The organism is Bacillus sp. N1(2025), from assembly GCF_053470005.1.
This window is the reverse complement of sequence record NZ_JBLTJB010000004.1, coordinates 395,346-417,100: the sequence shown is the minus strand read 5'-3', so window position 1 is coordinate 417,100 and position 21,755 is coordinate 395,346. Positions and strand designations below refer to the sequence as shown.

Sequence of the window (21,755 nt, the reverse complement as noted above, 5' to 3'; positions counted from 1 at the left end):
AAATAAATGCCTCTTTTTTTCAATAATGATACAATCATCAAAAAGGGGCTGTTTTTTCTGAAGGTATTCAAATGGACGGCAGCATGCTGTCTGCTGGCAGGATTAACGGCATGCGGACATTCCAACGGCATACAGATAAAAGAAGCTGATTTATCAAAGACAGAGAAATACAGAATGGAAATTGCCTCTTCAGAAAGCGGAGCGGCAGTAGTAACCGGTGTCACAAAAGACTTGGCGGCCGCACAGATGTATATTGAGCATTATCAAAACGGAAAACTGGCGGATAAGGCAGGGCCGCTTGAATCAGATTACGGCGGCGATGTAAATAAACCAAAAGCATTGCAATTCATCTTTTACACAGACCGAGAAGACAAAGGGAAAAAGGAAAAAGACAAGGTTCGTTTCGGTATCGTCGATGACAGCGGGAAAGTCTCGGCAGACGCTGTTTTTACCCGGTATCAGGGAGATGACAGAGCGTCCGTGTTTATCTCCTCTGCCGAGCCAGTGACTTATGGGAAACCTGTATTGATCGGTGCGAGTGTGAAGAATTCAGGGGAGCCCGTCAATATGTCACGGGATAAAAAGATGCTGATCAGCCATTCTGACGCATTGCTCTATTATGTGAAGGTGAACAAGCAGGGCGGGTGATACCCGCCTTTTTAAGCGCTTAGCTTGCACGATGATCATATGGATGATATGATACAAAACGTAATAATTACGATTTGAGAGGAGTGCTGAAATGGCCAAAAAATCAAAAGTGATCAAAGAGCTCAAGCGGCAGAAGCTTGTTGAACAATATGCGGACATCCGAAGAGAATTAAAGGCAAAAGGAGACTGGGAAGCGCTGAGCAAACTGCCGCGTGATTCTGCTCCGGCCAGGCTTCATAACCGCTGTACGGTGACGGGGCGGCCCCGCGGATTTATGAGAAAATTTAAATTGTCCAGAATCGCATTCAGGGAGCTGGCCCATAAAGGCCGGATTCCCGGGGTGAAAAAAGCGAGCTGGTAATGTAAAAAACTCCGGATCTGTCATGAACCGGAGTTTTTGCCGTGCTTATGAAAAGTGAAAACATAAGCCAAATGCTGAATCATCATCAGAATGAAAATCAAAAGAATCGGAAAAAAGGGAAGATGCGGCTGAATCAGCGGATAAAACAAAAGCAGAACGGCTGCGGCCGGCAATGAGAAGTAAACGGCAATATACGAGGAACGGCAGGCTTTAGCCGTCATCATCCGTTCTCTTTCATCCTGTTCCTCAAATTCATCGGGCACAAGCCTGTGCTTTTTGCCGTTTCGTTTTTTCTTTTCGGCATAGATATACAATGCGGCACAAACGGTAAACAGCAGAAACGGAGTGATATTCAGCTCGAATGAACCGCTCCCCTCCGTCTGGAAAAACTGAGCGATCCGCGGCGCCGCTTCCATAAAGGAAATAAGCGTCCAGCAGGCCAATCCGTAGAGTGCAAGGTGAAAACACGCTTTTCTTTTCAAACTCATTTTTTCTCCTCCTCCAGCCAGAAAACTTCCTCCATCGGCAGGGAGAAAGCCCGGCAGATGTTAAGCGCCAATAAAAGTGAAGGCACATAATCTCCTTTTTCAATCGCTGCAATCGTCTGTCTGGTGGCTCCGGCTTCTTTTCCGAGCGTTTCCTGAGAATAGCCGAATCTGGCTCTCAGCTCTTTTACTTTATTTTTCATCATCACGCATACCTCAAGTTTTCTTCTTTTTCATATTGTATGAGGTTCTTAACAAAATGTAAACCCAACTTAACATGTGGACAAAAAAAGAATTTTTTTCGACAAATTTTTTAACATTCCCTTGACGAAAAAAAAATAAACATGTAATATTAGAAACGTCAAAGCGGTACTGACAAAAAAGAATTTTGATGCGGGTGTAGTTTAGTGGTAAAACCTCAGCCTTCCAAGCTGATGTCGTGAGTTCGATTCTCATCACCCGCTCCATACATACGTTATTAACGCAGTGTTTCGTTTCTCTGATAAACGAAGTATTGCGTTTTTTTATGTGAAAAAAGACACGAAAGGCGTGTCTTTTTATGAAAGCCAAGAGACGGTATGCGTGCCTCCGTGAATTTGTTCAAACATTTTGGTTAAGGATGATAGCAGCTCATCCGCCGCGTCGGCATGAAATGAAGGCGGGAAAAAGATCAGCTGCAGCATTTTCTTTGTGCCGGGCGTGACCGGTCGGGTATTGATATGTCCGGTGAAATCGCCGAAAACGCCGTCCGGTCCGGAAAAGGACAGTACGCTTTCTTTTTCTCCGATCGTAATCGAAATCAGTTCATCTATTTCTGCGGCGTCATACGCCATGATAGGCAATGAATATTTCAAGGAGAAAAAAAGTATGGTATCATGGGCTGAATTCACACTTTCAATGAATCGTTCCCGGGAAATATCGCCGAGCATAAGCTCCATCGGCGTTTTTTGTCCTGAAAAGGCGGGACTGAGCTGTTCCATTATACGCGCCCACTCTTTTACAAAAGGCTGCTCTTCTATACCCCCGTCAGCATAATCAAAGTAAAGAGATTCTTGAAATAAACGGAGGCGGCCTTTCAGCATTTGCGGAGCAGGCCCGACTTCGATCTGTTCATATAAGACGGCTGCCGCTTTGATCCCCGGCACCCGTTCAGCAATAAGTGGATCTAAACTGATGTTCAAGTGTGTTCACTCCATTTCGGGATGATAAAACTCTATTATACCTGTGCGGGAGCCTGATCACAAAGAAAGGAGGCTGTGCAAAAAATGAATATTCATAAACTGAAAGAGGAATTAATCGAATACGCCAAAAGCATCGGAGTCGACAAAATCGGGTTTACGACGGCTGATACGTTCGACAGTCTGCGGGACCGGCTGATTCTTCAGGAATCACTCGGCTATTTATCCGGTTTTGAAGAGCCGGATATTGAAAAACGGGTCACTCCGTCTTTGCTTCTGCCGAAAGCCAAATCAATCGTCGCCATCGCCCTTGCTTATCCTTCCAAAATGAAAGATGCGCCGAGGAGCACGAGGGACGGCCGGCGCGGCATTTTTTGCAGAGCTTCCTGGGGGAAGGATTATCATGACGTGCTGCGCGAAAAGCTTGATCTGCTGGAGAATTTTCTCCAAAGCAAACATGAGGATATCCGCACAAAGTCAATGGTGGATACAGGGGAATTGTCCGACAGGGCCGTGGCTGAACGGGCGGGAATCGGCTTCAGCGCCAAAAACTGCATGATCACCACGCCTGAATACGGCTCTTACGTCTATCTGGCTGAAATGATCACCAATCTGCCCTTTGAACCGGATGTGCCGATTGAAGATATGTGCGGTACGTGCACAAAATGTTTAGACGCGTGTCCGACCGGCGCGCTCGTCAATCCCGGACAGCTTAACGCCCAGCGCTGTATTTCGTTCCTGACCCAGACAAAGGGATTTTTGCCGGATGAGTTCCGCACGAAAATCGGAAACCGTCTGTATGGCTGTGACACGTGCCAGACGGTCTGTCCGATTAATAAGGGGAAAGATTTTCATCTTCATCCGCAGATGGAGCCTGATCCGGAAATCGCAAAGCCGCTGTTAAAGCCGCTTTTGACCATAAGCAACCGCGAATTCAAAGAAAAATTCGGACATGTATCGGGATCATGGCGCGGCAAGAAGCCGATACAGCGGAATGCGATTTTAGCTTTGGCTCATTTTAAAGATGCCTCGTCTCTTCCGGAATTAACGGCCTTGATGCACCAAGATCCGCGCCCCGTCATCAGGGGGACGGCCGCCTGGGCCATCGGGAAAATCGGTGACCCTGATTATGCGGGGGAATTAGAAAAAGCGCTTCAAAAGGAGCAGGATGAGGAAGCCATACGGGAAATTGAAAAGGGACTGGAGCTGTTATCGGTTTCTGATAAGACTAAAACCGGCCGGTCCTGACATATGTATAGAGAAAAAGCACTTGGCCGGAGTTCAAGTGTTTTTTCTTTATAAAACAGTATGGTGGGTGGAGCGCTTGAAGCATATTATTGAAGATTTAGCGGAGGCCCGGCTTCATTATTTAATCAACGGAACTGAGATGAGGCAGAATGGGCAGGCCGGCGATCTTGAGGTTCTGACGAGAAAAAAAGAGCTGTTTAAAAAACGGAAAGTTGATATCGTGAAAGCGAAGGCAAAAGCCGTCATTGTCAAAAGCAGCCTTGAGGACGACGGCACGTTATGCGTCATGTACACGATTCATTTCGAATATTTGTGCAAGGAGCATGACGGACACCTTTACTTAGAAGAGCAGATTGAGGAACGGACTGCATTTCTCTATGATCAGCTTTTGATTAAAGACCGGGAAGTAAAGAAAAAACCGGCTGGATTTTCTGACGGGAACAGCGTAATTGAATATGAGCGGAGTGAACGGGAAGATTTCGGGCGGGCGTTTCAATACGACCGTCTGGCTGCCGTGCAGTACGCGGAGAAGTTTTGGAATAAACGAAATCCCGCTTATAAAAATTTCAGCGATAATTGCACCAATTTTATTTCCCAATGTTTACATGCCGGAAAAGCACCGATGCGGGGGCATCCGAACAGAGGCTCAGGCTGGTGGATGAAGGCAAGCTCGTGGAGCTACAGCTGGACGGTCGCGCATTCGATGAAGATGTATCTGGCCCAATCCAAGGCAGGGCTTCGCGCGGTGCAAGTATCAAGAGCTGAAGAACTGATGCCCGGAGATATCATTTGCTATGATTTTGAAGGAGACGGCCGTTTTAATCATACGGCGATCGTGGTCGCGAAAGATAAAAGCAATATGCCGCTTGTCAATGCCCAAACGTATGACAGCAGAATGAGATATTGGTCATATGAGGATTCAACGGCGTATACTCCTTCCATCAGATATGCGTTTTTTCATATTACGGATGATACGACAAAAGAGTAATTAATGATATAATGGTGGGCGGAATAAAAAACAGAGGTGAACATCGTGGCATTACATGTCGTTTTATATCAACCCGAAATCCCGGCCAATACGGGAAATATCGCACGTACTTGTGCGGCAACAGACACAACGCTTCATTTGATCCGCCCGCTCGGATTCTCGACCGATGATAAAATGCTGAAGCGCGCCGGACTCGATTATTGGGAGTTCGTCAACGTCGTATATCATGATTCATTGGAAGAGTTATTTGAGGCATATGAGAACGGAAAGTTTTTCTTCATTACAAAATTCGGCCAAAAGCCGCACACATCATTTGATTACTCAAATACGGAGGAAGACTTTTTCTTCGTATTCGGCAGAGAAACGAGCGGACTTCCGAAAGAATTGATCGAAAACAATATGGACCGCTGCCTGCGTCTTCCTATGACCGAGCATGTGAGATCATTAAACCTGTCCAACACGGCCGCGATTCTTGTATATGAAGCGCTGCGCCAGCAAAATTACAGAGATTTGACGTGAGAAAAAAACGCCCGCATCCGGGCGTTTTTTTATTGAATAAAAAAGACGGACAGCAGCGGTTCACGGCATTTTTATATTTCCAGGCTTAACAACGTAACAGTGTTATGTTACAATGCATTCATCGAAGGAGCTGGATTCATGGAGGAACAACTGATTTCTAAAAAAGAATTGCTGGAAGAAACATCAATTTCATACGGGCAGCTGTACCGCTGGAAACGGAAAAATTTAATTCCTGAAGAATGGTTTATCCGAAAATCAACATTTACAGGCCAGGAAACATTTTTTCCGAGAGCGGAAATATTAAAACGTATCTCAAAAATACAGAAAATGAAAGAAAATCTGTCTCTGGATGAAATGAGAGAAATGCTGTCTCCGCAAATGACTGATGTCAATATAACGTCTGCGGAGCTGCTTCAAAAGGGGCTGATTTCAAAGGCCGCGCTGCAAGTTTATGGCGAAGACGGCGTGACATTCACGTCCCGCGCGCTGCTGTCTTTATATGTGCTTGAAGGACTTTTGCGATCGGGCAATATCAGCCTTGAGGAAGGAAAATTGGCGGCAGGGGTGCTGAAAACGTATGAGGCTTCCGAACTGAAAGCAAATACGGAGCTTGTCATGCTCCGAAAGCTTGGCGTAACGACGTGCTTCATCGCAGACGCGGAACATATTTTATTTGAACCGACTGTCAAAGTGGTTGAACGGGTGGCGCTTGCTGCGGCATCGGAAGAATTAAAAACGAAATGGATGCAGGAGGACCATCAATGGAAGTAACAGATAAATTAATCATCAACGGTTCAGGAAGTTCAAAAGGAGGCCGTTTTCATACAGTGGAGATCAACGGAAGCGGCACGGTGTCAGGTGATGTGGAGTGCGCGAGCTTTTTGTTTAACGGCAGCGGAAAAACAGACGGACATGTCAAGACGCAAACGCTGACGATCAGCGGTTCGGGGAAAATTTCCGGCAGTGCCGAAGCTGAATCCATCCGTATCAACGGAACGGGTGTCATTAAAGGTGATGTCAAAACGGAGCGGCTGAACGTCGCGGGATTTTCATCTTTCGGCGGCGGTGTGAAAGCTGATGATATTTTCATATCCGGGAAAGCCGGGATTGAAGGCGATTGCGAGACAGAGACGTTCCGTTCGGAAGGCAAATGCAAGATCGGCGGCCTGCTGAATGCCGATGAAGTCAGTATTAAGCTGGCGGCGGGAGAAAGCCATGTGAAAGAGATCGGCTGCCGCCATTTGAAAGTGATGAGCAGAAAGAGTGTGCTTACGCGTTTTAAGCTGATGCCGGCCCCGGTGCTGACAGCGGAGCTGATTGAAGGTGACATCATTGAATTGGCGGACACGAACGCGAAGACAGTCCGCGGAAATCATGTGCGGATCGGCGCAGGCTGCACCATTGGGACTGTGGAATACAGCGGCGATTTTACATGTGATCCTTCCGCTTTGGTTAACAAAGTCGTGAAACGATAGGAGGAACTGCGATGGAAACGACAAAAAAATTGAGTCATTTAAAAATGTACGGAGCCGGACACGCCTCCGGCGGCTCCTACCAAAATGTAAGCATTAAAGGGGAAGGAACTGTCGGCGAAGGACTTCAAAGCGAACGCTGCCGGATATTCGGTACGGGACTTTTTCTCGGAGATGCCGAGATCAACAGGCTGAAAATTTTCGGAGAGCATGAAGTTGCAGGAGATTTATCAGCACGTTCAGCAAATGTGATGGGCACATTGAAAGTCGGCGGCTCCGTGCGTTTCGCCACGATGAGGCTGAAAGGACTTGCTGAAATTGGCGGCGGGGCCGCGGGAGAGCAGTGTCATATAAAAGGCAGCCTCACAGTCGGCGGCGATTGCGAGACGGAGCTGCTTCATGTAACAGGATGTATCAATGTGGCGGGATTGTTAAACGCGGGGGACGTAAACATCCATTTGCGTTATGACCGAAGCCGCGTGAAAGAAATCGGCGGCACATCGATCACCGTCAGACGGAAACCCGGTTTTCTTAAACGGAAAGCCGGCACGCTTTCAGCTGAATTGATCGAAGGGGACGCAATTTACCTCGAATACACGGAAGCGGACATCGTCAGAGGAAAGCATGTGGAAATCGGCCCGGGCTGCAAAATCGGAAAAATCGAGTATCAAACAAGCTGCAAATCTCATGAAAAATCAACTGTCCAAGAACATATTCAAATATGAAACATTGTTATGTTGTACAGGAAAGGGTGCTCTTTATGAAGAGCACCCTTTTGCCGTTATTTGTTTTCAGGTTTGCTGTCGTAACCCGCCGTAAAAATGGATACTAAAAAAGTGAGAATGACCCCAAGTAAAATGATCGTTTTCATCATTTCTCCTCCTCTTTGCTTTTCCATTTGATGTCCGAGTCTGGATGAAACTGTATTTCTTTCATTATGAACGGTGCACCGGACCCTTGTCAATGACGGCCTTATAACGTCTTTATTTTTAAGAAACGAAAAGCATGTATTATCACGTCACCGCATAGATTGTAACAAAGTACCTTATTTCTAGTGCATTAACCATGATAGAGGAGGTTCTTATGGATATATTAAAGAAAATTGAAAAGTACAGAGAGGAAGAGCAGCGTCTCAAATGGGAAGGGACGTTCGCTGATTATTTGGAGATCATAAAAGAAAATCCATTGGTCGCGCAGTCTGCTCATTCTCGCGTTTTTAATATGATAAAAGACAGCGGAATCGAGGAGGATGACGGTAAAAAGACATACAGCTTTTTCTCGCGGGAGCTGTTCGGCCTTGAGGAATCTCTGGAACGGCTCGTGGAGGAATACTTTCACCCGGCTGCCAAGCGGCTCGATGTAAGAAAACGGATTTTACTATTGATGGGACCCGTCAGCGGCGGAAAGTCAACTCTTGTCACCATGCTGAAAAAAGGGCTTGAAGCCTACTCATTGACAGACAACGGCGCTGTTTACGCCATTAAAGGCTGCCCGATGCATGAAGATCCTCTCCATCTCATTCCCCATCATCTGCGCGACGACTTCTACAGAGAATACGGCATCAGAATTGAGGGCAGCCTTTCTCCGCTTAATGTCATGCGGCTTGAAGAAGAATACGGCGGCAGAATTGAGGATGTAAAAGTTGAACGTATATTCTTCTCGGAGGATAAACGTACCGGAATCGGAACCTTCAGCCCGTCTGACCCGAAATCACAGGATATCGCCGATTTGACGGGGAGTATTGATTTTTCAACGATTGCCGAATACGGCTCGGAATCAGATCCGCGCGCTTATCGGTTTGACGGTGAATTAAATAAAGCGAACCGCGGAATGATGGAGTTTCAGGAAATGCTGAAATGCGATGAAAAATTTCTGTGGCACCTTCTGTCACTCACGCAGGAAGGCAATTTCAAAGCCGGACGGTTTGCGCTCATCTCAGCCGACGAATTGGTTGTTGCGCATACGAACGAAACGGAGTACCGCTCGTTTATTGCCAATAAGAAAAATGAAGCCCTTCACTCCAGGATCATCGTGATGCCTGTTCCTTATAATTTAAAGGTGTCAGAGGAAGAACGGATTTATGAAAAAATGATTTCTGAAAGTGATGTTTCTGACGTACACATCGCCCCCCATACATTAAAAGTGGCAGCGATGTTTTCTATTTTGACCAGGCTGAAGGAACCGAACCGCTCTGATATTGATCTCGTCAAAAAAATGAGGCTCTATGACGGAGAAAGCGTTGAAGGTTACAATTCCGTTGATCTGGAGGATATGAAGAAGGAATTCCATGATGAAGGAATGAGCGGAATTGACCCGCGCTATGTCATCAACCGCATTTCCTCAACGATTATCAGAAAAAATATGGAATCGATCAATTCGCTTGACGTGCTGCGTTCCTTAAAAGAAGGACTCGACCAGCATCCGTCCATCTCCGCCGAGGACAAAGAGCGGTATATGAATTTTATTTCCGCCGCCAGAAAAGAGTACGATGACATCGCCAAAAAGGAAGTGCAGAAGGCGTTCGTCTATTCATATGAAGAATCCGCGAAAACTCTCATGGACAATTATTTAGATAATGTGGAAGCGTACTGCAATAAAAATAAGCTCCGCGATCCGCTGACGGGAGAAGAAATGAATCCTGACGAAAAATTGATGAGATCCATTGAAGAGCAGATCGGCATTTCAGAAAACGCGAAAAAAGCGTTCCGCGAAGAAATCTTAATCCGCATATCCGCATATGCAAGAAAAGGAAAACGCTTTGACTATAATTCGCACGAAAGACTCCGCGAAGCGATTCAGAAAAAGCTGTTCGCAGACTTAAAAGATGTGGTGAAAATTACGACCTCCACCAAAACGCCGGATGAGCAGCAGCTTAAAAAGGTCAATGAGGTAGTGGCAAGGTTAATAGATGAACACGGCTATAATTCGACTAGCGCTAATGAACTGCTGAAGTATGTCGGAAGCTTGTTAAACCGCTGATGTTTGATTTCATTGAGAGGCCCGTCTGTAAAAGGACGGGTTCTTTTGTCTGTTTTTCGCAATTGTTTGTCAATTGGAGAGTCCGGCCGGCATAAGATAAAAATAAATCTTTTCGCCGGACTTGTTTCATAAACAGGACCAAGCCGGAATACACATGTAAAACGACCATAACGGTTAAGGAGGGGAATTCATGTCCCGTAATGACAGCGGAAATTTTTTGATTTCAGAGGAAGACTGGTCCCTCCATCGCAAAGGCTTTGACGACCAGCAGCGCCACCAAAAGAAAGTACAGGAAGCGATAAAAAACAACCTTCCGGACCTTGTCACTGAGGAAAGCATTATTATGTCCAACGGAAAAGATGTCGTGAAAATCCCGATTCGTTCGCTTGATGAATATAAAATCCGTTATAACTATGATAAAAATAAACATGTCGGCCAAGGCGACGGCGACAGCGAAGTCGGCGATGTCGTCGCAAGAGACGGCGCAGATAAAAAGCAGGGTGCCGGAAAAGGCCAGGGAGCCGGCGATCAGGCAGGCGAGGATTATTATGAAGCGGAAGTTTCATTGATGGATCTGGAAGAAGCGCTGTTTCAGGAATTAGAACTGCCGAATCTGCAGCAAAAGGAAAGGGACAATATCGTCCATACCGATATCGAGTTCAATGATATCCGGAAAACCGGGCTGACAGGGAATATCGATAAGAAAAGGACGATGCTGTCGGCCTATAAACGAAACGCTATGACAGGCAAGCCGTCGTTTTACCCTATTTATCCGGAAGATCTGAAATACAAAACATGGAATGATGTGACGAAGCCGGAATCGAAAGCTGTCGTTTTAGCCATGATGGATACAAGCGGTTCGATGGGCGTATGGGAAAAGTATATGGCGAGGAGCTTCTTTTTTTGGATGACACGATTTTTACGGACAAAGTATGAAACGGTTGATATCGAATTTATCGCCCACCATACGGAAGCGAAGGTTGTGTCGGAAGAAGATTTCTTCTCGAAAGGCGAGAGCGGGGGCACCATCTGTTCCTCCGTTTACCGGAAGTCTCTTGAATTAATTGATGAAAAATATGACCCCGCCCGCTACAACATCTATCCGTTTCATTTTTCAGACGGAGATAACCTGACTTCGGATAACGCCCGGTGCGTAAAGCTCGTCAATGACATCATGAAAAAATCGAATCTGTTCTGTTACGGTGAGGTCAATCAATATAACAGGCATTCCACCCTCATGTCCGCCTATAAAAATGTCAAAGATGATAAATTTAAATACTACATCCTGAAACAGAAATCAGACGTATTTCAAGCGCTGAAAAGCTTTTTTAAAAATGAGGAAGCCGGTGTAAGCAAAGCATCGTATTAAATATAAAGCCGAGTGAAGAATCGTGCGGCCGCGGTTCTTCACCCGGCTTTTTTAAATTAAAAATAAAGAGAAAAAACGGCATAAAAAAAATCCTTAAAAAATGAAACTTTTCTCTTTACAAACCTTCTTTCATTTATTAATATTTTATCTTGTGAACTATTATTAAGGGAATGAGGTGAAAATACGGTGATTGAATCAGAGCTCGCTTTGCTCAGTTTTGAACAACTGTTTGATACTTCCAGATCGATTTACAAAAAGCAGAAAATGATTCTGGAGACAGTTCTTGAACCTTTTGATATTACAGTACTGCAGTATCTGCTGATGTTCAAAATACATAAGAGCAAAAGCACGCAGCTTTCAAGGCTGGCTTTGTCGCTTGATCTGAAACCGGCGTCTGTCACGAGAATGACCGATATTCTGTATAAGCGCCGCCTAATGGTTCGGAGCGACTATCACGACGACCGGCGTGTTGTTATGATTCAGTTAACCGAAGAGGGGGAAGAACTTCTAAAGAAAGCTGCTGTTCAATATGCCGAAAAAGCGGCGGTCTTATACCGGCAGCTCAATACCGCTGAACTGCAGTACCTGCGCAAGCTTGCGGAAAGTTTAACGAAGCTTGCAAACGGCTGTGCAGTGAAAAACGGAAAATAAAAAAATCCCCACATATTTTTATCATCATTCCACAAAATGATAGAGGAAGAAACGAAAGGAGAAAACAAAATGAACAGAGGACGTTTAATTCTGACCAACATTATCGGTTTGATTGTTGTTCTTGCAATTATAGGCGGAGGTGCTTACTACTATTATCAAAGCACACACTATGTAAAAACCGATGAAGCAAAAGTTGCCGGCGACATGGCTGCTATCACAGCTCCTGCTGCGGGTAAAGTAACTGACTGGAACCTTGATGAGGGGAAAGAAGTAAGCAAAAACGACGTTGTTGCAAAAATCAAAGGACAGCAAAATGCTGACGTAAAAGCCATCATGGATGGAACAATCGTGAAAAACGAAGTGAAAAACGGCCAAATGGTGCAAGCCGGTACGACAATTGCCCAGGAAATTGACATGAAACACCTTTACATCACTGCAAACATTAAAGAAACAGACATCAGAGACATTGAAGTAGGAAACAAAGTAGACGTAATTGTTGACGGCGATCCTAATACAACATTTGACGGAACAGTAGAAGAAATCGGTTATGCGACAAATTCAACATTTGATATGCTGCCTTCTTCAAACTCAAGCGGCAACTACACAAAAGTAACGCAAAAAGTTCCTGTTAAAATTTCACTCAGCAACCCATCTGACAAGGTGCTTCCTGGTATGAACGCATCTGTAAAAATCTCTGAATAATACAGATCAGTCATCAAACCATGAAGGGAGGTTGTCTTAGGTGGCTAAATCAGATAATCAAGTAAAAAGTCCTAAAACATTGCTTATTGTGCTTATGGCCGGGTTATTCCTGGCGATCTTGAACCAAACGCTTCTTAACGTGGCGATGCCGCACTTAATGACCGAGTTCGGTGTGAGTGCGACGACGATTCAGTGGCTTACGACCGGATATATGCTGGTCAACGGTGTTTTGATTCCGTTATCTGCGTTCTTAATTACCCGGTTCGGACAGAGAAGCCTCTTTCTCGTAGCCATGTTCTGTTTTACAGCGGGAACGTTAGTCTGCGGAATCGCGCCTAACTTCTCAACCATGCTGATCGGCCGGTTAATTCAGGCGGTCGGCGGCGGTATCCTGCAGCCGCTGGTCATGACAACCATTCTGCTTATCTTCCCGCCTGAAAGCAGGGGGAAAGGAATGGGGATTTTCGGTCTTGCGATGATGTTTGCTCCGGCGGTCGGACCGACTCTTTCCGGCTGGATCATCGAGCATTACACATGGCGCATTATGTTCTACGGCCTTGTTCCGATCGGGGCAATCGTTATTATCATAGCGTTCTTCCTCTTTAAGAACTTGGTGGAACCGCAAAAAATCAAACTCGACAGCTTGGGTGCGATTCTATCCATTGTCGGATTTGCCTCATTGCTTTACGGAGTCAGTGAAGCGGGCAGCGACGGCTGGGGAGATCCGATCGTGCTGTCTACCGTCATCGTCGGTGTCATCGCGATTGCCGCGTTTGTCATTCAGCAATTGCGCTCTGAAAAACCGATGCTCGACTTCCGGGTATTTAAATATGATATTTTCTCACTTTCCAGTGTGATTAACATCATTATTACCGTTGCGCTTTACACAGGAATGTTCCTGCTTCCGATTTACCTGCAGAACTTAGTCGGCTTTACGGCGCTGCAATCGGGTCTCTTGCTATTGCCGGGCGCGATTGTCATGCTGATCATGTCGCCGATTTCCGGTATTCTGTTTGACAAAATCGGTCCGAGACCGCTTGCGATTATCGGGCTGGTCATCACGGTCGCAACGACATTCCAGTACACAAAATTGACAATTGACACACCTTACACGCACATTATGCTTGTCTATGCCATCCGCGCATTCGGTATGTCACTGTTAATGATGCCTGTTATGACAGCCGGAATGAACCAGCTTCCGGCACGATTGAACAGCCACGGCACGGCGATGAGCAACACGCTCCGCCAGATCAGCGGATCAATCGGAACAAGTTTGATCACAACGATTTATACGAACCGTACGACAATGCACTATTCGCAGATTGCGGATAAAACGAGCACGGCTGATCCGAGCTTCATGCAGTCGTTCCAAAGCGCGGTTTCGAATTTAATGGTCAACATGAACATGTCGCTTGATGCGGCGAAACAAACCGTTTATTCTTATCTCTACAAAACAGCTTCACTTAATTCCAACGTTATGGGGATTAATGACGCGTTTATGTGGGCGACGATCTTTGCGGTTATCGGCGTAGTCCTGAGTCTGTTCTTGCGTGACGTACGGAAAGACAAACAGCGGGCGAAGAAAAAAGAGGAGCTGTCATTGCTTCCGGCCCCTAAAGAAGTGAAGGAATCTTAATCATCTGAATGGGAGGTTTCCTGAATGAAAATTTACGTAGTGTACGATAGTGAAGGCGAACACACAAAACACCTTGCTGAAGCCATTGCCGAAGGAGCGCGAGAAAACGCTGAGGCTGAAGTCCTGATCGACCATGTCGATCAAGCAGACATCCGCAAGCTGAAAGACATGGATGCCATTATCTGGGGATGCCCGGGACACTTTGGCACCATCAGTTCAGGCTTAAAAGCGTGGATCGACAGACTCGGCTATCTGTGGGCTGAAGGCGAGCTGATTGATAAAGTCGGCGCCGTATTCTGTACGACGGCGACAACACATGGCGGATTAGAAATGACAATGCACAATCTGATCACTCCTATGTTTCACCAAGGCATGATTGTTGTCGGACTTCCCGGCAACGTTCCTGAAAACGCGCTGTACGGCTCTTACTACGGCGCAGGCGTCACATGCCCGGTTGACAGCGATGTGCTGATGACGGAAGAAGGCCTTCAATTAGGCCGTGCGCTTGGCAGACGTGTCAGCCAAGTCACAGGTAATCTAACTGCCGGACGACAGTAAGGAGAGGGTTATATGGCCATTATTATAGCGGTTATTGCTGCTGTCATTGTGATTGCACTTCTTATCACATTCAATGTCCGCAGCACTTCTGCAGGACAGGATGTCAAAGAAGAAAAGAGAGAAGCGATCGGCACTACAGCCGAACAGCCGGAAAAGCATGATCCGGCCGAGGAGCGCTCAGCCGAGCATGCTCCCGTCGTTGTGAAATCTGAATCTCCCCGTGAGAAAAAGAATACAATGGGCGATGATGTGTACCGTCAGGCGCTTCAGAAGTTTAAGACTTCTGAGACGGATCGGGAAACAAACGATCCTGATAGCGGCGGCAAAATGCAGGATAGCAGCTATCGTGATGCGCTGCTCTCCTTAAAAAACAAAAAGAAGTAATTGAAAAGGCAAATCTGCGTAAGAGCGGATTTGTCTTTTTTTTATTGAAGATATTGTAATACGTGATGATCTAGTGTACTATGTTACTCATACACTTGATCCGAATGGAGAGAGCAAGAATGACATCGTTTTTAGGTTTGCTGAAAAAAGATGCGAAGGTTTCATGGATTTGGCTCGCGGTGTGGCTTTGCGGCATGATTTGCTTGGCGTTTGCAGCCCACGTCATCGCTGCCCGTCAGAAAGAACCGCTCGTCATTTTCGGCTTTTTTGCGGCAATGGGGTTTTTTCAATTTCTTGTAGCGCCGCTTTTTATGTACTATCACCTTCATAAAGAAGGAAAAAACCAGCTGTGGCTTTACAATCCGAATGGAGGATTTTATCTGCTGGCTTCCAAGCTGACGGCCTCACTGCTGTATCAGTTGATCGGGCAGCTGGCGCTGACCGGTTACGGCATTTGGATGTACCGGATGCTTTCTGCAAAAGGAGCGCTGGAACACGCCATTCCCCTGGCCGGCACATTAACCGGACTGAATGCTTACCTGCTGATCAGTTCAGCGTACTTATCTGTGATCGTGGCCGTATTTTGGACTGTTTTTCACTCATTAAAACATGTTCCCGTCCTCCGTTGGGTGATCTGCATCGTGCTTGCGTTTGTCTGGACCTATATTGACGATAAAATCATTACGCCTTTCACTTCATCTCAACATGATTTATGGCCGGTAAAAGTGTATGCGAATTTTCATTTTCATTATACAAAATTGACCGGATGGACGATGGAGCTGAAAGCCGTCCACATTTCGCTTTTCAGCTTCTTGGCAGTGATCGTGCTTGCGGCGCTCTGTCTCGCGCTGGCCTCTATGCTGCTGAATCGAAAGGTTGAGGTGTAATGATGGAGAATGAATTTCAGTCATCCAAGCCGATTTATCTGCAGATTGCCGATCGTGTATATTACCGGCTGATCCGAAGTGAGCTTTCACCGGGGGACAAACTGCCGTCCGTAAGGGAGATGTCCGTACAGATGAAAGTGAATCCAAACACGATACAAAGAACGTACAGTGAAATGGAAAGGCTGGGGATCGTGGAGACGAGAAGAGGACAGGGAACCTTTATAGCGGAAAGATCCGATCTGAAAGCGGAGCTGAAAGACAGGCTGACAAAAGACGTTTTCAAACGCTTTATTCAGGAAATGGCGGAGCTGGGGTTATCTCATGAGGAAATGCTCGACGGGATCAAACGATATGCGGAGGAAGCAAACGATGAATCTTGATTTTGAACGCGTAACAAAAAAATACGGCCGCAGGCTTGCGGTCAGCGATGTATCATTTTCATTGTCTCCGGGTAAAATCTACGGAATTTTAGGGCCGAACGGAAGCGGTAAATCAACAACGCTTAAAATGCTTGCCGGGCTTGCGTTCCCGACATCGGGCGCCGTCCGGATCGGAGACTGCGCAGTAAGCAGGAACATGCTGTTTCGTACGGCTTATTTAACCGAACATGATATGTTTTCCGCCCGGACGACCGTCGGTGATATGCTCACATTTTATCATTCGCAATTCCCGGATTTTCAGCTGGAAAAAGCACATAACCTATTAACGGAAATGAATCTTTCAGCGAAGCAGAAGATAAAAGAGCTCTCCAAAGGCAGCCGGGGCAGGCTGAAAATCGTTTTGGCCCTGTCGAGAAAAGCATCCGTCATTCTGCTGGATGAGCCGTTTTCAGGCCTTGATCCGGCGGTCAGAGAGTCGATTGTCAACAGTCTCGTATCTTATATTGATTTTGACAGCCAGATCGCCGTCATTGCCACGCATGAGATCGGCGAGATTGAGACGCTGTTAGACGAAGTGATGGTTTTCATAAAAGGGAAAATCGCTGAACGGCGCGAGGTCGAAGAAATCCGGGAACAGGAAGGAATGTCCGTGCTGCAATGGTACAGAAGCGTCATGCAGGCGCACGAAATAGAAGGGGGATTCTAATTGGAAACGGTATTAGAACTGCAACAGGTAAAGAAAACGATAAAAGGACGAACGATTATTCATAATTTGAGCTTCTCCGTCCGGGCGGGCGAAGTGTTTGGATTTTTAGGGCCGAACGGAGCGGGGAAAACCACTACGATCAGAATGATGGTCGGATTAATGAAACTGTCTCAGGGAGACATCGTAATCTGCGGGGAATCCATTACGAAAAACTATGCAAAAGCGGTCAGGCACGTCGGAGCCATCGTGGAAAACCCGGAGCTGTACAAATTCCTGAGCGGTTATAAAAATTTACAGCAGTACGCAAGGATGGTAAAAGGCGTTACGAAAGAAAAAATAGATGAGGTCATCGAGCTCGTCGGGTTGCAGGACAGAATACATGACAAAGTAAAAACCTACTCTCTCGGAATGAGACAGCGTCTCGGCCTCGCCCAAAGCCTGCTGCATAATCCTAAGGTGCTGATTCTGGATGAACCGACAAACGGCCTTGATCCCGCGGGCATCAGGGAAATCAGGGACCATCTGAAAAAGCTGACACGTGAAAAAGGAATGGCTGTCATCGTCTCTAGCCATCTGCTGTCAGAAATGGAGTTAATGTGCGACCGAATCGGCATTCTGCAAAAAGGGGAGCTTGTCGATATTCAAAAAGTAAGGGATGAAGGAAAAGAGGACAAAGATACATACTTCTTCCATATTGAACAAAGAGAAGAGGCTCTTGCCGTTCTGAGTCAGTTTGACTGTGTGAAGAAGACAAACGGTATTGAGATCAAGCTGTCAAAACAGGAAGTGCCTGATGTGATATCTCTGCTCGTCCGTGAAAACATCCGCTTATATGAAGTGAAAATCATGACAAAATCTTTGGAAGACCGTTTCTTGGAGATTACCGGCGGGACGAAAGAGGAGGTTCAATATGTTTAAGCTGATCTATAATGAATGGATAAAAATTTTCAGCCGCGTCGGCACGTGGGCTATGATTGTAATTTTAGGCGTTTCGATGATCGGTTTTGCGCTTCTGTCAAACCATTTCACCTCGAACGAAGCCAATCCGAATTGGAAACAGGAGCTCCAAGCTGAAAACAAAGAAATGAAACAGCAGATGAAGGAAACCGGAAACCAGACGCTCATTGATAACCTGAAACAGAATGTCGCGATAAATCAATACCGTATGGATCATAACATCCCCGAGGATACAGGGTACACAGTGTGGTCATACGTAGCTGATTCTTCGATGATGACTGTTTTGACCGGGCTGTTTACGATTATCATTGCCGCAGGCATCGTGGCGAATGAGTTCAACTGGGGAACCATCAAACTGCTGGCCATCCGTCCGCTCAGCCGTTTTCAGATTTTGCTATCTAAATATATGACGGTGCTGCTGTTCGGACTGCTGATGCTTGTGATTTTATTTGCCGGCTCCGCTCTGTTGGGATTGGTCTTTTTCGGTACAGGCGGAGATACTGCGGCTGATGTTCATCTCGTATACAAAGACGGCCATGTTTTTGAGCAAAATATCATCGCTTTCCTCGCTAAAACATATGTCTATGAATCTGTCTCCGCTTTTATGCTTGCGACGATGGCGTTTATGCTGTCTGCGGTATTCCGGAACAGCTCATTAGCGGTCGGATTTTCTATTTTTCTATTGGTTATGGGGAACACGGCGACGGTATTTCTTGCTGCGAAATTTGAATGGACCAAATATATTTTATTTGCGAACACAGATTTGTCGCAATATATGAACGGGACTCCTTTAGTAGAGGGGATGACGATGACATTTTCGGTTGTGATGCTTGTGATTTACTTCGTTATTTTTCTGGCGCTCGCATTCGGCGTCTTCTTAAAACGCGATATTGCCACCTGATATAAAAAAGCTGTTTTGCCTTTGCAAAACAGCTTTTCGTTTTAGATGAAAAAAACCTGCCGGCGTAAACCGGCAGGTTTTTTAAACAATTTATGCTTTTGTTACGTTAGCAGCTTGTGGTCCGCGGTTTCCTTCAACGATTTCGAAAGAAACAGATTGGCCTTCTTCTAAAGTTTTGAAGCCTTCGCCTTGAATAGCAGAGAAGTGAACGAATACATCGTCTTGACCTTCTACTTCGATGAATCCGAATCCTTTTTCAGAGTTGAACCATTTTACTTTACCTTCTAACATGAAATTTCCTCCTAAAGCGACATAACGCTTAAATTCACTATTCTTGCTCTAAAACAAACTTCCAAGACGAAAACTCTTACAAAACTTTCTTCTTAAAGATAGTTCGAACAAAAATAATTACCTTTACTCTACCAGTAATTCGAAGAAAAAACAACTGCTAAATGTAACTTTTTTCGAAATAACATGTTTTAAGAGGGGAACGCTCTGATACGGAAATCTGATTTGAGACTAGAACAGCCCATTTTCAGCTGATAAAAACCGCTTTGCAGCCTCTTAAGGAAGCAATTGACAACCCTTTTTTTAATCGGTATTGTATGTAATCATGAGCCCGAATACCATGGTGCAGCCTCTGTACATAAAAATAGATAGGGAGTAGGTCAACTTGAACCTGCGGCTTATAAACAGTCTGTTTCTTTTCATTTTGATCATGTTACTTACTTCATGCCATTATCCTGACGGGAACCGGACAATTACTATCGGAATCAATGAATCTGATCAATCGATCTGGGAGTTTGTCGCGAAAAAAGCCGGTGAGGAAGGTTTGCAGCTTTCTTTGGTAACGTTTTCGGATTATGCCGAGGCCGATTTGGCGCTTGCCGGCGGGGATCTCGACGCCAATGCGTTTCAATCCGTTTCTTATTTTCAATCTTTGCCGCCTCATGTGAAAAAGAAGCTGGCTCCTTTAGGAACGACATATGCGGTATCGCTGGGGGTGTATTCCAAGCAGCATAAACGGCTGAAGGATATACCGGACGGAGCGGTCATTGCCGTGCCTGATGAAGCGGCGGCCTTCGGCAGGGCGCTTTTTCTCATGCAGGAGGCCGGACTGATGACATTGAAAAAGGGATTCACCGGTACGGGTTCAACTGATATGATCAAGGACAACCCGAAGCATCTGACCTTAAAAACGGAAACAAAAAAGAACGCATATCAGACGGCGAAACATGCTGACGCAGCAGTTCTCAGTCAAAGCGAGGCGAAAAGAGCAGGATTTCATGCGGAGAAGGACGCGCTGATCCGATCGGCGCAAATGAAGGAAGCGTATATTCATCTGGTCGCCGTCAGAGCTGAGGATAAAGATGATGAACGGATGCAAAAACTCCTGTCTTTGTATCAATCAGATGATACCGCGGCGTTTATTGAAAAAGAATATGAGGGCAGCCTGATTCCTGTTTTCCTGAGGGGCGGCTTTCTCACTGAAAAGAAAGAATGATTTCCGCTTCGGGCGATCATTCTTTTTTTTCAGTGCTGCACACTTGATTGCGCCCTGATGTTTTCGCTTTGTACAGCATCCGGTCCGCGATCAGGGGCAATGTCTGAGGATCCGATGTATTTGTCGGATAATGCGCGATGCCGAGGGAAACGGTCACGGGAATTGTATCTCCGCTCGTCAGCAGAACCGGGTTCGAGTCAATCGTGTGCCTGATTTCTTCTGCGAGGTGAAGCCCTTTCGTATACGTGCAATTGGGCATAAGCACGGCAAATTCTTCCCCGCCGATGCGGGCTGACGGATCAGAACTGCTGAGTAAGAACCTCAGGCGCGCCCCCAGTTCCTTCAGCACTTGATCCCCTTCATAATGGCCGTATTGATCATTGATCTGCTTAAAGTGATCAATATCCAAATAAATAAGCGCGAGCTGAGACGAGGGGGATTGAGACGCCCGATCGTACAGAACGCGCGAGACTTCCTCGAATTTTCTCTTATTAAAAATCCCCGTCAGAAAATCATAATTCGCTTGAAACTTGTATTGCTTGAACAAAAGGCGGGCATCGGCTTCGTGTTTAATAATATACAGCGACAGCATTCCGCCCAAGACGGAAATGAGCCAATAATAAACGAGGGCCCCGGCAGGCTGTTCGGGCATAAGAAACAGCAGCGTCAGGGTGAAAATAACATTTGAAAAAAGCAGCATAACGAACGCCATTTTGTGATCCGGCTTTTTTTCTCTGAGGACGGCCGCAGAAAGTATCGCAATAACCCCGACGGCGGCGATGGAAAAAATGGCGCTGGCATTGAAATTGATCAGGATACGGCCTGCGACGATAATCGCAAAGGCGGCTGCCGTAGACACCCAGCCTCCGTAAAGAGCGGCGATGATAATGGGGATATTTCTGAGATCAATGATGGAATCGGAGTAAGAAAAGCCGAAAGCAATCAGAAAAACCCCTAAAAGCCCGCAGACCGTCCCCTTCAGTAATTGAAACATCAGACGGTCTTCTTTATACGAAAGCGACTCTTTAAAAAGAAGGGTGAACAGATAATTAAATGTAATTAAAATCGTCAAATTAAGAAACAGTTCCTTCAGCATAACAATCACCCTTATATAAGTTACTAGAGAAAGGGTGGAAAGAAAAGAGAAAAGTCTATAAAAATACATATTTTGTCAATCCTTACTTGACCGATCGGAATTCATATAATATAGTGTTAAAGGATAATGAGCAAGGGAGTGTTTAC

General features: G+C 45.9%; 26 protein-coding genes and 1 tRNA gene. 22 read left to right on the top strand and 5 right to left on the bottom strand.

What is annotated here, in order from left to right:
• Nucleotides 1-6 precede the first annotated feature (6 nt).
• Together ACNFN4_RS12525 and rpsN are read left to right on the top strand one after the other, a co-directional pair.
• Nucleotides 7-648, top strand: coding sequence for a hypothetical protein (locus ACNFN4_RS12525; protein ID WP_017417316.1), 642 nt, complete (start codon nt 7-9; stop codon nt 646-648).
• Nucleotides 649-739: 91 nt separating this feature from the next.
• Nucleotides 740-1,009: a 30S ribosomal protein S14 gene (rpsN, locus tag ACNFN4_RS12520; protein WP_003155409.1), complete on the top strand. Its 270-nt coding sequence runs from the start codon at nt 740-742 to the stop codon at nt 1,007-1,009.
• A gap of 20 nt (nt 1,010-1,029) precedes the next feature.
• Here the strand turns inward: rpsN and ACNFN4_RS12515 are convergent, their stop codons facing one another.
• A complete protein-coding gene (locus ACNFN4_RS12515) occupies nt 1,030-1,497 on the bottom strand; it encodes a hypothetical protein (protein ID WP_012117138.1) in 468 nt (155 codons plus the stop codon).
• Complete coding sequence (locus ACNFN4_RS12510; protein WP_003155407.1) at nt 1,494-1,697, bottom strand: helix-turn-helix transcriptional regulator; 204 nt, start codon at nt 1,695-1,697, stop codon at nt 1,494-1,496. The genes ACNFN4_RS12515 and ACNFN4_RS12510 overlap by 4 nt, the downstream gene beginning before the upstream one ends.
• A gap of 190 nt (nt 1,698-1,887) precedes the next feature.
• On the opposite strand from ACNFN4_RS12510, the gene ACNFN4_RS12505 reads away from it, so the two are divergent.
• Nucleotides 1,888-1,961: transfer RNA gene (locus ACNFN4_RS12505), tRNA-Gly, on the top strand.
• Between the two features lie 90 nt (nt 1,962-2,051).
• Here the strand turns inward: ACNFN4_RS12505 and ACNFN4_RS12500 are convergent.
• Nucleotides 2,052-2,675 carry a hypothetical protein gene (locus ACNFN4_RS12500; protein ID WP_121984759.1) on the bottom strand — a complete coding sequence of 208 codons (624 nt, stop codon included), beginning with the start codon at nt 2,673-2,675 and terminating at the stop codon, nt 2,052-2,054.
• Nucleotides 2,676-2,759: 84 nt separating this feature from the next.
• Here ACNFN4_RS12500 and queG point away from each other — a divergent pair, with 84 nt between their 5' ends.
• From queG to ACNFN4_RS12410, 18 genes are all read left to right on the top strand, one after another.
• Nucleotides 2,760-3,920 (top strand): tRNA epoxyqueuosine(34) reductase QueG, encoded by a 1,161-nt coding sequence (queG, locus tag ACNFN4_RS12495; RefSeq protein WP_015239452.1) that lies wholly within the window; start codon nt 2,760-2,762, stop codon nt 3,918-3,920.
• Between the two features lie 76 nt (nt 3,921-3,996).
• Nucleotides 3,997-4,908 carry an amidase domain-containing protein gene (locus ACNFN4_RS12490; protein WP_031304428.1) on the top strand — a complete coding sequence of 304 codons (912 nt, stop codon included), beginning with the start codon at nt 3,997-3,999 and terminating at the stop codon, nt 4,906-4,908.
• Between the two features lie 36 nt (nt 4,909-4,944).
• Nucleotides 4,945-5,427 carry a tRNA (uridine(34)/cytosine(34)/5-carboxymethylaminomethyluridine(34)-2'-O)-methyltransferase TrmL gene (trmL, locus tag ACNFN4_RS12485; RefSeq protein WP_007610253.1) on the top strand — a complete coding sequence of 161 codons (483 nt, stop codon included), beginning with the start codon at nt 4,945-4,947 and terminating at the stop codon, nt 5,425-5,427.
• A 138-nt stretch (nt 5,428-5,565) separates the two neighbouring features.
• A complete protein-coding gene (locus ACNFN4_RS12480; RefSeq protein ID WP_007408428.1) occupies nt 5,566-6,198 on the top strand; it encodes a YhbD family protein in 633 nt (210 codons plus the stop codon).
• Nucleotides 6,189-6,902: a polymer-forming cytoskeletal protein gene (locus ACNFN4_RS12475; RefSeq protein ID WP_017417324.1), complete on the top strand. Its 714-nt coding sequence runs from the start codon at nt 6,189-6,191 to the stop codon at nt 6,900-6,902. The genes ACNFN4_RS12480 and ACNFN4_RS12475 overlap by 10 nt, the downstream gene beginning before the upstream one ends.
• 11 nt (nt 6,903-6,913) lie before the next feature.
• Nucleotides 6,914-7,624: a hypothetical protein gene (locus ACNFN4_RS12470; protein WP_448200212.1), complete on the top strand. Its 711-nt coding sequence runs from the start codon at nt 6,914-6,916 to the stop codon at nt 7,622-7,624.
• A 358-nt stretch (nt 7,625-7,982) separates the two neighbouring features.
• Complete coding sequence (gene prkA, locus ACNFN4_RS12465; RefSeq protein ID WP_003155391.1) at nt 7,983-9,878, top strand: serine/threonine protein kinase PrkA; 1,896 nt, start codon at nt 7,983-7,985, stop codon at nt 9,876-9,878.
• A gap of 190 nt (nt 9,879-10,068) precedes the next feature.
• Nucleotides 10,069-11,247: a sporulation protein YhbH gene (gene yhbH / locus ACNFN4_RS12460; RefSeq protein ID WP_017417325.1), complete on the top strand. Its 1,179-nt coding sequence runs from the start codon at nt 10,069-10,071 to the stop codon at nt 11,245-11,247.
• A 186-nt stretch (nt 11,248-11,433) separates the two neighbouring features.
• Nucleotides 11,434-11,898 (top strand): MarR family transcriptional regulator, encoded by a 465-nt coding sequence (locus ACNFN4_RS12455; RefSeq protein ID WP_003155389.1) that lies wholly within the window; start codon nt 11,434-11,436, stop codon nt 11,896-11,898.
• A 36-nt stretch (nt 11,899-11,934) separates the two neighbouring features.
• Entirely contained in the window at nt 11,935-12,600 is a 666-nt protein-coding gene (locus tag ACNFN4_RS12450; RefSeq protein WP_007610259.1) for an HlyD family secretion protein, read from the top strand.
• A gap of 40 nt (nt 12,601-12,640) precedes the next feature.
• Complete coding sequence (locus tag ACNFN4_RS12445) at nt 12,641-14,236, top strand: MFS transporter (protein ID WP_003155387.1); 1,596 nt, start codon at nt 12,641-12,643, stop codon at nt 14,234-14,236.
• A gap of 24 nt (nt 14,237-14,260) precedes the next feature.
• On the top strand, nt 14,261-14,794 hold the full coding sequence (locus ACNFN4_RS12440; RefSeq protein WP_003155386.1) for an NAD(P)H-dependent oxidoreductase: 534 nt from the start codon (nt 14,261-14,263) through the stop codon (nt 14,792-14,794).
• A gap of 12 nt (nt 14,795-14,806) precedes the next feature.
• Entirely contained in the window at nt 14,807-15,178 is a 372-nt protein-coding gene (locus tag ACNFN4_RS12435) for a hypothetical protein (protein ID WP_014417269.1), read from the top strand.
• 119 nt (nt 15,179-15,297) lie between these two features.
• A complete protein-coding gene (locus tag ACNFN4_RS12430) occupies nt 15,298-16,065 on the top strand; it encodes a hypothetical protein (protein WP_094295647.1) in 768 nt (255 codons plus the stop codon).
• Between the two features lie 2 nt (nt 16,066-16,067).
• Nucleotides 16,068-16,445, top strand: coding sequence for a GntR family transcriptional regulator (locus ACNFN4_RS12425; protein ID WP_448200211.1), 378 nt, complete (start codon nt 16,068-16,070; stop codon nt 16,443-16,445).
• Nucleotides 16,435-17,151: an ATP-binding cassette domain-containing protein gene (locus ACNFN4_RS12420; protein WP_448200210.1), complete on the top strand. Its 717-nt coding sequence runs from the start codon at nt 16,435-16,437 to the stop codon at nt 17,149-17,151. Before ACNFN4_RS12425 ends, ACNFN4_RS12420 begins: the two co-directional genes overlap by 11 nt.
• On the top strand, nt 17,152-18,069 hold the full coding sequence (locus tag ACNFN4_RS12415; RefSeq protein ID WP_173613617.1) for an ABC transporter ATP-binding protein: 918 nt from the start codon (nt 17,152-17,154) through the stop codon (nt 18,067-18,069). It begins immediately after the preceding gene.
• Nucleotides 18,062-19,009: an ABC transporter permease gene (locus ACNFN4_RS12410; RefSeq protein WP_014417273.1), complete on the top strand. Its 948-nt coding sequence runs from the start codon at nt 18,062-18,064 to the stop codon at nt 19,007-19,009. The genes ACNFN4_RS12415 and ACNFN4_RS12410 overlap by 8 nt, the downstream gene beginning before the upstream one ends.
• 90 nt (nt 19,010-19,099) lie before the next feature.
• Here ACNFN4_RS12410 and cspB read toward each other — a convergent pair whose 3' ends face one another.
• Nucleotides 19,100-19,300 carry a cold shock-like protein CspB gene (gene cspB, locus ACNFN4_RS12405; RefSeq protein ID WP_003155376.1) on the bottom strand — a complete coding sequence of 67 codons (201 nt, stop codon included), beginning with the start codon at nt 19,298-19,300 and terminating at the stop codon, nt 19,100-19,102.
• A 382-nt stretch (nt 19,301-19,682) separates the two neighbouring features.
• Here cspB and ACNFN4_RS12400 point away from each other — a divergent pair, with 382 nt between their 5' ends.
• Nucleotides 19,683-20,513, top strand: coding sequence for a MetQ/NlpA family ABC transporter substrate-binding protein (locus ACNFN4_RS12400; RefSeq protein ID WP_448200209.1), 831 nt, complete (start codon nt 19,683-19,685; stop codon nt 20,511-20,513).
• Between the two features lie 16 nt (nt 20,514-20,529).
• On the opposite strand, the gene ACNFN4_RS12395 is transcribed toward ACNFN4_RS12400, so the two are convergent.
• Entirely contained in the window at nt 20,530-21,609 is a 1,080-nt protein-coding gene (locus tag ACNFN4_RS12395; RefSeq protein WP_448200208.1) for a GGDEF domain-containing protein, read from the bottom strand.
• Between the last annotated feature and the right edge of the window lie 146 nt (nt 21,610-21,755).